Genomic DNA, 11749 nt, shown 5'->3' with positions numbered 1-11749 from the left:
ATGATCAGGGGCAGGGCTGTTGCGGGAGCGGTTTTTGGCGCAATGACGCTGCTCGGTTGCCTGGTACCCTCCGCCGAGGCGGCGCAATGCGGCAGCTCGCCGGCCGGCTTCGAGGCCTGGAAGCGCGAGTTCAGCGCGGAGGCGCAGGGCAAGGGCATCGGTCCCACCGCACTGTCGGCGCTGATGCAGACCAATTACGCCAGCGCCACCATCGCGGCCGACCGCGGCCAGCGCAGCTTTTCGCTGACCCTCGACCAGTTCCTGGCCAAGCGCGGCGCCACCACCATCGTCGCCAAGGGGCGGCAGCTCAAGCAGTCGCAGGCCGCCTTGTTCGCCTCGATCCAGCAGCGCTATGGCGTCCCGCCCGGACCCTTGATCGCGATCTGGGGCATGGAGACCGGCTTCGGCAGCCAGCGCGGCAACCAGAACATGCTGTCGTCGATCGCGACCCTCGCCTATGACTGCCGTCGTCCCGAATTCTTCACCGACCAGCTCTATGCCGCCTTGAAGCTGATCGATCGCGGCACACTGTCGGGATCGACCCGCGGCTCCATGCATGGCGAGGTCGGCCAGACCCAGTTCATGCCCAAGAGTATTTTGGCCTACGGCACCGGCAATCTCGAAGTTGCTGCCAATGCGCTAAACTCGACTGCGAATTTCCTCAAAGCCCATGGTTGGCGCGCAGGAGCGGGGTACCAGCCGGGCGAGCCGAATTTTGCTGCCATCGAGGCTTGGAATGCCGCTGGCGTCTATCAGAAGGCGATCGCGCTGATGGGCCGGCAGATCGACGAGGGCGGGGCCGCCGCGGCCTCGCGCTAGAGCATGATCCGGACCCGAAGGGTCGCGTTTGCGAAAGAAGGGCCGCGTTTGCGAAAATGTGCAGCGGTTTTCCGGAAAGATCATGCTTAACAACGGCCTAAAGCGCAATGACGATCTCATCGCGCTTGAGGCTGCTCAGCAAGGCGTGATGCGCCGGCGCGAGAAAGTTGTTGCCATTGGGAACCGACGGCACGAGGTTTGCTTTGATCAAGTTCAGGGCTGGGCATGAGGAGACTCAACATGGCTACCCAGATCGTGATGGACCAGACTGGCGACACACGCCACGAGTTTGATCCTGGCAACGCCGAAGCGCTGGCGCGAGCCGAACGGCGCTTTCGGGAGCTGACCGGAGCCGGCTTCACCGCCGCTCTTCGAACCGGGCCCGGCGAAGTCACCCGGATCCGATCGTTCGACCCGACCGCGCATGAAACGCTGTTCTTTCCCCGCCTGGTCGGCGGTTGATCTGAGCTGCTCATGATCGCGGCCGTTTGGCTCCGCGCGCCGGCGCGTGCGCGTTTGCATGCGCTGCGCGAACTCTATCGCCGCTTCTTCGGCGAGAACACGCCGGATGCCCGCGGCCGCCGGCTTCTGGCCGATTGGCTGTCGCCGGCGCAGCGCGCGCAGTTCGAGCAGCATCGGTATTTCGACGTGGTCGGCTGCGACACCGGCAGAACCTATCGCATCCACTACGGCACGGCCGCCAATGTCCACGAGATCGATGGCGAAGGGCACGCGACGATGGGTTGGTGCTTCGTCCCGTCAGGATTCCTAGTGCCGGGCGACGTGATGCTGGCGCAGAAGATCGCGCTCGAGACGGACGAGAAGGGGGCGCTTGCGCTCGCCAACCGGTTTCCGCCGGCCACGCATTCCGAGCATTTCTACCGGCGGCCTTTCTAGCGCCGGGAAAAGCGAGGCGGTCAGGAGTGCGTGGTGCGGTAGGCGTCCAGCGCATGCGCCGCGAAGACGCCGATGCTGCAAAGGGCGAGCAGGCCTGAGATCAGCTCGATCATAGCTCGTCCTCCCGTAGCGGCTGGGCAACGAGGTTTTGGCAGCAGGAATACTCGTAGATCAGGTCGAGGATGAACTGCATGGTGGCCGTCCCTGTATTTATTTTGACAACCACTTAACTGGCCATCTGTTTCAGGCGTGTTTCGTCGCACCGGGAAAGGGGTTTCGCGCGGAACCCTGCGCTGGTTTGTGCGCTGCCGGCCCGCTATATCCCGCTATCGCTCAGGGGCCATTTAAGCCGTGTCTTCTGGAACGGCGCATCTACTGCGAGGCAAAATCATGGCGCAGGTCGAGTGGTTCGACGATCTCACCATCGGAATGCGGTTCAAGTCCCCCGAAGTTCTGGTCACGGAGGCCGACATCAAGCGCTTCGCCGCCGAGTTCGATCCGCAGCCGATGCATCTCGACCACGAGGCCGCCAAGACGACCCTGTTCAAGGGGCTTGCCGCCTCGGGCTGGCACACCGCCGCGATCGCCATGAATCTCGCGATTCAGACCCGCCCGTTCGGCCCGCATCCGCTGATTGGCGCCGGTGTGGATGGCCTGCGCTGGACGGTTCCCGTGCGGCCCAATGACCGTCTTCATCTGGTCGGCGAGGTCATGAGCCTGACGCCGTCCAAGTCGAAGCCGCAGGGTATCGCGCTAGTGAAATGGACCATGTTGAACCAGAACGGCGAGGAAGTTTACACCTTTACTCCCATCGCCATCGTACCGCGGCGGGCCTCTCGTTGAATCATTCGGCGAGCCCCTGAACCGGCGCCGCGCTGGTGTCGCTGCCGTGATGCGTCAGCGGCTTCATGCCGGTGACGGTCCGCAGCAGTACATAGAACACCGGCGTCAGGAACAGGCCGAACACGGTGACGCCGATCATGCCGGAGAACACGGCGACGCCCATGGCGCGCCGCATCTCCGAGCCGGCGCCGGTCGAGAGCACCAGCGGTAGCACGCCCATGATGAACGCCATCGACGTCATCAGGATCGGACGCAGCCGCAAACGGCTCGCCTCGATCGCGGCCCGGATCGGCGTGCGGCCCGCGAATTCGAGCTCGCGCGCGAACTCGACGATCAGGATGGCGTTCTTGGCGGACAGGCCGACGAGCACGATGAGGCCGATCTGGGTGAAGACGTTGTTGTCGCCCTTGGAGATCCAGACGCCGAACATCGCTGCCAAGAGGCCCATGGGCACGATCATGATGATCGAGAGCGGCAGGGTCAGACTCTCATAGAGCGCGGCCAGCACCAGGAACACCAGCAGGATCGCCAGCGGGAACACCCAGATGCCGGAATTGCCGGCGATGAACTCCTGATAGGTCAGGTCGGTCCATTCGAAGGCGAAGCCCGGTGGCAGCACCTCCGCCGCGATCCGCGTTGCCGCCTCCTGCGCCTGGCCGGAGGAGAAGCCGGGAGCGGCCGCCGCGTTGATGTCGGACGACAGGAAGCCGTTGTAGCGGATCGCGCGCTCCGGCCCCGCGCTCTGGCGGACCTTGAGCAGCGCCGACAACGGCACCATGTCGCCCGAGGACGAGCGCACCTTCAATTGCCTGATGTCGTCGGCGCGCGCGCGGAACGGCGCGTCGGCCTGGACGCGGACGGAGTAGGTGCGGCCGAACTTGTTGAAGTCGTTGACGTAGTACGAGCCGAGGTAAATCTGCAGCGTGTTGAACACCTCCGTCACGGGCACGCCCAGCTGAAGCGCCTTGGTGCGGTCGATGTCGGCGAACAGCTGGGGCACGTTGACCTGGAAGCTCGAGAACACGCCGGCGATCTCCGGCGCCTTCTGCATCGCCGCCATGAACGCGTTGGTCGCCTCGTTCAGGGCGTCGTAGCCGAGACCGGCGCGGTCCTCGATCTGGAGCTTGAAGCCGCCGATGGTGCCGAGGCCGTTGACGGGCGGCGGCGGGAACATGGCGATGAAGGCCTCCTGGATCCCCGCATACTTCTTATTCAGCTCGGCCGCGATCGCGGGCCCGCTGAGTGACGAATCCTTGCGTTCGTCGAACGGCTTCAGCGTCGAGAACACGATGCCGGCGTTGGATGAGTTGGTGAAGCCGGAGATCGACAGGCCCGGGAAGGCCACCGAGCTCTCGACGCCGGGCTGGGTCAGCGCGATGTCGCTCATCTTGCGGATGACCTCCTCGGTGCGGTCGAGCGTTGCGCCATCGGGCAGGCGGGCGAAGCCGACGAGGTATTGCTTGTCCTGTCCCGGCACAAAGCCGCTCGGCACCTGCTGGAACAGAAGCGCCGTGAGGCCGACCAGCACAACATAGAGGCCCATCACCGCGGCCTTGCCGGAGATCACCTTGCTGACGGTGCCGCTGTAATTGTCCGAGGAGCGTGTGAAGGCCTTGTTGAAGCCGCGGAAGAACCAGCCAAGGCTCTTCTCCATGATCAGCGTCAGCCGGTCCTTCGGCTCGTTGTGCCCCTTGAGCAGCAGCGCCGACAGCGCTGGTGACAGCGTCAGCGAATTGATGGCCGAGATCACTGTGGAGATCGCGATCGTCAGCGCGAACTGCTTGTAGAATTGCCCGGTGAGGCCGGAGATGAAGGCGAGCGGCACGAACACCGCGATCAGCACCAGCGCGATCGCGATGATCGGGCCCGAGACCTCACGCATCGCCTGATAGGTGGCATCCCGCGGCGACAGCCCGGCCTCGATGTTGCGCTCTACGTTCTCGACCACGACGATGGCGTCGTCGACGACGATGCCGATCGCGAGCACGAGACCGAACAGGCTGAGCGCATTGATGGAGAAGCCGAACACGTGCATCACCGCAAACGTGCCGACGATCGACACCGGCACGGCCAGCAGCGGGATGATCGAGGCCCGCCAGGTCTGCAGGAACAGGATCACGACCAGCACGACCAGCGCGATCGCCTCCAGCAGCGTGTGGATGACGGCTTCGATCGAGGAGCGTACGAACTGAGTGGGGTCGTAGACGATCTGGTAGGACACGCCTTCCGGCATGTTCTTCTTGATCTCGGCCATGGTGGCGCGAACGTGGTCGGAAATCTGCAGCGCGTTGGAGCCGGGCGCCTGGAAGATCGGGATTGCCACCGCCTGTTTGTTGTCGAGCAGCGAGCGTAGGCCATATTCTGAGGCCCCTAACTCGATGCGCGCGAGGTCGCGCAAGCGGACGACCTCGCCGCGGGTGCCCGTCTTGACCACGATGTCGCCGAACTGCTCTTCGTTGGCGAGACGGCCCTCGGCATTGACCGAGAGCTGGAGATCGATGCCCTTGACGTTCGGAGAGGAGCCGACCACGCCGGCAGCGGCCTCCACGTTTTGCGCCTGGATCGCTTTCACGATGTCGCTTGCGGTCAGGCCGTGCTCGGCCGCCTTCTGCGGATCGACCCAGACCCGCATCGAATAGTCGCCGGCGCCATAGAGCTGGACGTCGCCGACGCCGTCGATCCGCGCCAGCCGGTCCTTGACGTTGAGCACGGCATAGTTGCGCAAATACGTCATGTCGTAGCGGCCGTTCGGCGACAGCAGATGCACGACCATGGTGAGGTCGGGCGATGACTTCTTGGTGATGATGCCGAGCTGGCGCACCACGGCCGGCAGGCGCGGCTCGGCCTGCTGCACGCGGTTCTGTACGAGCTGCGTCGCCTTGTCGGGATCGGTGCCGAGCCGGAACGTCACCGTCAGCGTCATCGCGCCGTCGGTGGTCGACTGGCTCGACATGTACAGCATGTTCTCGACGCCGTTGATCTGCTCCTCGATCGGGGTCGCCACCGTTTCCGCGATCACCTTGGGATTGGCACCGGGATAGGTCGCGCGCACCACGACGGAGGGCGGCACGACATCGGGGTATTCCGAGATCGGCATCGCGAACAGCGAGATCAATCCGGCGAGGAAAATCAGGACGGAGAGAACGCCGGCGAAAATCGGACGGTCGATGAAGAACTTTGAGAGATTCATGGCCTTGCCCCTGGGCAATATCCTGCGGTTCTCCGGCGACTCCTCGTCATTCCGGGGCGCGCGTAGCGCGAACCCGGAATCCAGAGATGATTGGTCGGAGGCTCGTAACTTCGAGATCCCGGGTTCGGGCTACGCCCGCCCCGGGACGACGGAAAGCACTAGCGCTGCACCACGTCCTGGTTGCTGTGGTTGGAAGCCTGCTGCCCTCGCGCGCCCATCGCCGCCACTTCCGTCTTGAGGAGGGCGCCGGGACGCACGCGCTGCAGACCGTTGACCACGATGCGGTCGCCGGACTTCAGGCCCGAGGTGACGATGCGAAGTCCATCGACGGCGCCGCCCAGCGTGACCGGCCGGTACACGGCGCGGCTGTCGTCGCCGACCGCCATCACGAACTTCTTGTCCTGGTCGGTGCCGATCGCGCGCTCGTCGATCATCACCAGCGCCTGTTGCTTCGGCTGGCCCATGCGCACGCGGGCGAACTGGCCGGGGATGAGGCGTCCGTCCTCGTTCTGGAATACGGCGCGGACGCGGATGGTGCCGCTCTGGCCGTTGACCTGGTTGTCGATCAGCTGGATGTGGCCCTTCGCAGACAGGCCGCCCGACGTCGTCATCTCGACCGGGATCTGGCCGAGCTTGCCGCGCCTGCCGGAGGCATCCGCGATCGAGTTCAGCGCGCGCAGCACGACCTCTTCGTCCGCATCGAACGAGGCGTAGATCGGATTGACCGAGACCAGCGAGGTCAAGACCGGGGACGCGGTGCCGGCGGCGACGAGATTGCCGACGGTGACCTCGATCTTGCCGACGCGGCCATCCACGGGGGCGCGCACTTCGGTGTAGTCGAGGTTGAGCTTTGCGGTCTGAAGCGTCGCCTCGGCTGCCTTGACGTTGGCGATCGCTTCGCGATTGGCGTTGTCGCGCTGGTCATAGTCGCGCCGGGTGACCACGGCGTTGCCGACGAGTTGGGCGCCGCGCTCGAGCTCGTTCTGGGTGAAGACGACGCGCGCTTTCGCTGCCTCGAGCTGGGCTGCAGCCTTGTCGACCTCGGCCGCATAAGGGGCGGGATCAATCTTGAACAGCACGTCGCCGGCCTTCACCAGCGCGCCTTCGGTAAAGTTCGCCGACAGGATCGCACCCGCGACGCGCGGGCGGAGCTCGACGCGGTTGATGGCCTCGAGCCGGCCGGAGAAATCGTCCCACAGCACGGTCTGCCGCGGCTCGATCATTGCGACGGTCACAGAAACAGCTTGTTCTGCCGCGGCGGCCGGTGCGGTCGCTTGCGCCGCATGAAAATAGCGGCCGGTGGCGATCGAGCCGGCCGCAGCGAGGGCGCCCACGATGGCGACGGCGCCCAGAAGGCGGCGGAAACGGCCGGTGCGGGAGGTATTTTGGGAGGGGTGCATTTGCGCGCTCCAGATATGTAGTGTTCACTACAGATGTGGAGCTGGATATCGCAGTGCAAGATACTTATGTACCATTCACTAAGAAAATTGTAGCGGCATACCGCAAGAATTGGAAGACGCTAGGAAAGTAGAATTAGAACAAATAGTTAGGATTGACGTTAAGCCTCAGGCAGAACGCGAATTCCGAGGAGACAGGCACATGGGCATGGGACGCCCGCGCGAATTCGATGCCGAAATGGCGTTGGACCAGGCGATGGAAGTGTTTTGGCGCCATGGCTATGAGGGTGCGACCATTGCCCAGCTCACCGAGGCAATGGGCATCAACCCGCCCAGCCTCTACGCCTGCTTCGGCAACAAGGAAGGCCTGCTGAAGGCCGCGCTCGACCGCTACACCAAGCTGCGCGGCGTCTGGATGGACGAGGTGGTGGCAGCGCCGACCGCCCGCGCCGTCGCCGAGCGGATGCTGATGGGCATCGCCGACAAGCAGACCGATCCCGCTAATCCGCCCGGCTGCCTGCTCGTGCAGGGCGGCATCGCCTGCGGCACCGGCTCCGAGAACGTCCCCTTCGAGCTCGCCGCCCGCCGCGCCCAGAACGAAGACCAGCTCCGTGAACGTTTCATCCGCGCCAAGGCGGAAGGCGATCTCAAGCCGACGTCAGATCCCGCCGCGCTCGCGCGCTACATCTCGGCGGTGTCGGTCGGCATGGGCGTGATGGCGTCCTCCGGCGCGGACCGCGAAGCGCTGCGGCAGGTCGCGAGCGTCGCGGTGCAGGCGATCGAAGCGCAGTCGGCTGACAAGACGTAGCTTTCACGCAGATCGCATTGCAGTCAGCGCAGGTCGTCGTGCCCGGGCTTGTCCCGGGCATCCACGTTCTCAGTGCTGCTTGGACAAGGCGTCGATGGCCGGGATAAGCCCGGCCATGCGTGGAGGGCGTCAGGACGCTTCCTTGAGCACCGGCGCGGCCGTTTCCTCCGCCTTGAGCTCCTCGAGGCTGCGATGCCGGGGCTCGATGCCGAGGGCCCAGACCGTGACGATCTGCACCATCAGCAGTCCGATCATCAGCGCCATCACGCCGGCCACGCCGCGCGACTCGAACAGCGAGACAACGAGGAACGGCGTGACGATCGTGGCGCCGCGCCCCAGCGTGTTGACGAGGCCGGAGGCGCGCAGGCGGACCTCGGTCGGAAACAGTTCCGGGATGTAGATGCCGAACAGGAGCGCAACCAGCACATAGATCGGCACGGTCAGCGCGAAGCCCACGGCCGGCAGCAGGATCGGATCGGAGATCATGGGATAGAGGATTCCGAGCGCCACCGAGATCAGCGATGCGCCGATGATGGTGGGCTTGCGGCCCCAGCGGTCGGCCGTCAATGCGCCGATGGCCGAGCCGATCGGCGCGCCGAGCGCCATCAGCAGCGAATAGCCGAACGAGGTCGCGATCGAAAGGCCCTGCTTGACGAAGAATACGGGCAGCCAGGTCACGAAGCCGTAAAGCAGGGTGTTGATCGTGATCAGGCAGACCGCGCCGACGATCATTCGCGACAGCAGGGGCGCGGTGAATAGTGTGCCGAGATCGGGAGCAACCGGGGCCGGTGTTGCGGGTGCGGGAGGAGGCAGGGGCTGCCCCTGCGCGGCTTCCTTCTCGATGGCTTGCATCAGCGCTTCGGCTTCGGCGGTGCGCCCCACCGCCTCCAGCCAGCGCGGGGATTCCGGCAGCGACTTGCGCATGTACCAGACGACGAGCGCGCCGACGCCGCCGAGCACGAACATCGAGCGCCAGCCGAATTGCGGCACCAGCACGGATGCGATCAGCAGGGCCGCGGGCAGGCCTGTCACCACGCACACGGCCGTGAAGCCGAGCCATTTGCCGCGGGTGCGCGCGGGCACGAACTCGGTCATCGTCGAATAGCCGACGACGTTCTCCGCCCCGAGCCCAACGCCCATCGCGAAGCGGCAGGCGATCAGGAAGGCCATGTTCGGCGAGAATGCCGCAGCAAGGGAAGCGATGCCGAAAAGAAGCAAATTGAACTGATACGTGAAGCGGCGTCCGTAGCGGTCGCCGAGGAAGCCAGTGCCGAAAGATCCCACCATCATGCCGACGAATGTCGCGGAGATGAAGGCCGCGTTTTGGGCGAGCGTCGAAAAGCCGCTCTTCAACGTGACGCTGAGCACGGTTCCGGCGATATAGATGTCGAAGCCGTCGAAGAACATGCCGATGCCGATCAGCAGCATGATGCGGCGATGGAATGGACCGATCGGAAGCCGATCGAGGCGGCCGCCTGCGTTCACCGATGTCGACATTGACGCTCTCCCTTGACTGTTGTCCCCGTTGATGCGGCCCGCCTTCTATGGGCGGTCGGCCGCGTGCAGCACTGCTAGTTCAGTCGCGTCTGACTGGCTGTGTCGCGATACCAGTCGAACGGCTGCTCGTGGGTCGCGACCATCACGCTCTTGGTGTTGAAATGGTCGTTGAAGCTTTCGGCGCCGCATTCGCGGCCGATGCCGGAATCGTCGACGCCGCCCCAGGGCGAGGCCGGGTCGAGGCGGTGATGATCGTTGATCCAGACGATGCCGGCCTTGACCGCGGCGGCGACACGGTGAGCGCGGGCGACGTCGCGGGTACGGATCGCTGCGGCGAGGCCAAACGGCGAGTCGTTGGCGAGCCGGAGCGCATCGGCCTCGTCCTTGAACGGTGTCACCGAGGTGAAGGGACCGAACACTTCCTCCTGGAAGATGCGCATGTCGGACTTGACGTCAGCGAAGACCGTTGGCTCCACGAAATAGCCGTTGTCATGGCCCGGCACCTTGGCGGCAACGCCGCCGGTGACGAGGCGCGCGCCGTCTTCGTGACCGTAACCCGCATAGGTGAGAACGCGGTCGCGTTGCCGGGCCGAGATCACGGGGCCCATCTGGGTGCTGGGATCGAAGGGATCGCCGACGCGGATCGTGCGGGTCTTGGCCTGCAGCTTCTCCACGAACTCGTCGTAGATCGAGGCCTGGACGATGTGGCGCGAGGCGCAAACGCAGGTCTGCCCGGCGCCGATGAAGGCGCCGAAGGCGGCATAGTTGACGGCGCGGTCGACGTCGTAATCGTCGAACACCATCACCGGCGTCTTGCCGCCAAGCTCCATGGTCTGATGCGCAAACACTTTTGCGGCTGCGCTGCCGGCGATGCGGCCTGCCTCGGTGCCGCCGGTCAGGACCAGCTTGTTGATGTCGCCATGCTCGGCCAGCATCTTGCCGGCGGTGGGGCCGAGGCCCAGCACGATATTGAAGACGCCGGGCGGCAGGCCCGCTTCGGTGAAGATCTGTGCGAGCTTCAGGGTCGTGAGCGGCGTGTATTCGGACGGCTTCACCACGGTGACGCATCCAGTCGCCAGCACCACGGCGAGCGACTTGCACAGGATCATCAGGGGGTGATTGAACGGGGTGCAATTGGCGACGATGCCGATCGGCGTGCGGAGCGTGTAGTTCAGATAGGCGCCTTCGACGGGGATCACGGAGTCACGGCGCGACAAAGCGAGGCCGCAGAAGTAGCGGAAGAAATCGGGCAGGCGGGAGAGCTGGGCGCGGGTCTCGTTGACCGGGCGGCCGTTGTTGAGAGTCTCGAGCCGATACAGGCTGTCGAGATTGGCCTCGAACGCATCGGCGAGCTTGTTGACCAGTCTGGCCCTGGCGCGCGTGTCCATGCCGCCCCAGGCCTTGCCTTCGAACGCGGCGCGCGCGCTTTTCATGGCGCGGTCGATATCCTCTGCGGTTGAATTGGGAATGCGGGCAATGACATCGCCGGTCGCGGGATTGCGAACGTCCAGCATCGCGCCGTCTCCGGCTTCGACTTCCCGTCCATCGATGAAATTGCCGTGGGTTTCGACGTCGATCGACGCGGGTTTCGAGGGAACGTTCATGATGACCTCTCTTCGACGATGACGGCGTTGCGCTTGAGCGCCGGCAGAACGCGTTTTTCGGTGTCCCCGATGTGGGCCTTGATGATGCGCGCCGCGGTGCGCGTTTCGCGCTGCTGCATGGCGTCGATCAGTGCGACGTGCTCTGCGACGAGCTTTGCGGGGTCGTGGCCCTTCAGGTTGGAAATACTGACGCGGACCAGCCGGTCGGCCTGGCCGATCAGGTCGCACAGCGCCGCCGCCATGCGGCGATTGCCGGAGGCATGAGCCAGCGCAGTGTGGAAGCCGCGATTGTAGGCGATGAAGTCCTCGTGATTGCCCGAGAAGCGGCGGAATTCGTCGAGCGATTTCAAGACGCTGTCGGGTGCGCTTTCGATCGCTTCAGCGACGCAGGCCGGCTCCAGCGCGAGTCGGAAGCGCAGAAGGTCGCGGGCATCGGAGAGCGAGATCGGCGTCACTCGGTAGCCCTGGCGCGGTTGCACCGTCACGAGGTGCTCGCGCTGGAGGCGCAGAAGCGCATCCCGAACCGGCTGCCGGCTCACCGAATAGCGCTCGGCCAGGTCTTGCTCGCGCATTTCATCACCCGGCGTAAGACGGCAAGCTAAAATATCAGCTCTGAGAAGATCGTAGACATTTTCGCGTAAAAGCATGATTGTTGGAACCTCGCTAGCCATAATCTGGCAATCCTGATATTTCA

Annotated in this window: 11 protein-coding genes; 6 read left to right on the top strand and 5 right to left on the bottom strand. The window is 64.7% G+C overall.

Translation table 11 applies throughout. The features are described 5' to 3' along the window. From ACVIIV_RS29135 to ACVIIV_RS29115, 5 genes are all read left to right on the top strand, one after another. Nucleotides 1–819 (top strand): lytic murein transglycosylase, encoded by an 819-nt coding sequence (locus tag ACVIIV_RS29135; RefSeq protein ID WP_456747229.1) that lies wholly within the window; start codon nt 1–3, stop codon nt 817–819. A gap of 82 nt (nt 820–901) precedes the next feature. After that, nucleotides 902–1048 carry a hypothetical protein gene (locus ACVIIV_RS29130; RefSeq protein ID WP_456747228.1) on the top strand — a complete coding sequence of 49 codons (147 nt, stop codon included), beginning with the start codon at nt 902–904 and terminating at the stop codon, nt 1046–1048. 11 nt (nt 1049–1059) lie between these two features. Further along, nucleotides 1060–1281 carry a hypothetical protein gene (locus ACVIIV_RS29125; RefSeq protein ID WP_456747227.1) on the top strand — a complete coding sequence of 74 codons (222 nt, stop codon included), beginning with the start codon at nt 1060–1062 and terminating at the stop codon, nt 1279–1281. A 12-nt stretch (nt 1282–1293) separates the two neighbouring features. Then, on the top strand, nt 1294–1716 hold the full coding sequence (locus tag ACVIIV_RS29120) for a hypothetical protein (protein ID WP_456747226.1): 423 nt from the start codon (nt 1294–1296) through the stop codon (nt 1714–1716). A gap of 390 nt (nt 1717–2106) precedes the next feature. Next, nucleotides 2107–2559 carry a MaoC family dehydratase gene (locus tag ACVIIV_RS29115; protein WP_456747225.1) on the top strand — a complete coding sequence of 151 codons (453 nt, stop codon included), beginning with the start codon at nt 2107–2109 and terminating at the stop codon, nt 2557–2559. Between the two features lies 1 nt (nt 2560). Here ACVIIV_RS29115 and ACVIIV_RS29110 read toward each other — a convergent pair whose 3' ends face one another. Further along, the gene (locus ACVIIV_RS29110; protein WP_456747224.1) at nt 2561–5749 is read right to left on the bottom strand and encodes an efflux RND transporter permease subunit; all 3189 of its coding nucleotides are present in this window, start codon (nt 5747–5749) and stop codon (nt 2561–2563) included. Between the two features lie 158 nt (nt 5750–5907). Next, on the bottom strand, nt 5908–7149 hold the full coding sequence (locus ACVIIV_RS29105; RefSeq protein WP_456747223.1) for an efflux RND transporter periplasmic adaptor subunit: 1242 nt from the start codon (nt 7147–7149) through the stop codon (nt 5908–5910). Nucleotides 7150–7348: 199 nt separating this feature from the next. Between ACVIIV_RS29105 and ACVIIV_RS29100 the strand changes: the two genes are divergently transcribed. Further along, nucleotides 7349–7954, top strand: a complete 606-nt coding sequence (locus ACVIIV_RS29100) for a TetR/AcrR family transcriptional regulator (protein ID WP_456747222.1) — start codon at nt 7349–7351, stop codon at nt 7952–7954. 129 nt (nt 7955–8083) lie between these two features. Here ACVIIV_RS29100 and ACVIIV_RS29095 read toward each other — a convergent pair whose 3' ends face one another. From ACVIIV_RS29095 to ACVIIV_RS29085, 3 genes are all read right to left on the bottom strand, one after another. After that, nucleotides 8084–9451, bottom strand: a complete 1368-nt coding sequence (locus ACVIIV_RS29095) for an MFS transporter (RefSeq protein WP_456747221.1) — start codon at nt 9449–9451, stop codon at nt 8084–8086. Between the two features lie 74 nt (nt 9452–9525). Next, nucleotides 9526–11055 (bottom strand): aldehyde dehydrogenase, encoded by a 1530-nt coding sequence (locus ACVIIV_RS29090; RefSeq protein ID WP_456747220.1) that lies wholly within the window; start codon nt 11053–11055, stop codon nt 9526–9528. Beyond that, complete coding sequence (locus ACVIIV_RS29085) at nt 11052–11702, bottom strand: GntR family transcriptional regulator (RefSeq protein WP_456748857.1); 651 nt, start codon at nt 11700–11702, stop codon at nt 11052–11054. Before ACVIIV_RS29085 ends, ACVIIV_RS29090 begins: the two co-directional genes overlap by 4 nt. Between the last annotated feature and the right edge of the window lie 47 nt (nt 11703–11749).

Source organism: Bradyrhizobium sp. USDA 4354 (assembly GCF_054060315.1).
Note: the sequence above shows the minus strand (reverse complement) of the source record. Positions and strands in the feature narration are given on the sequence as shown.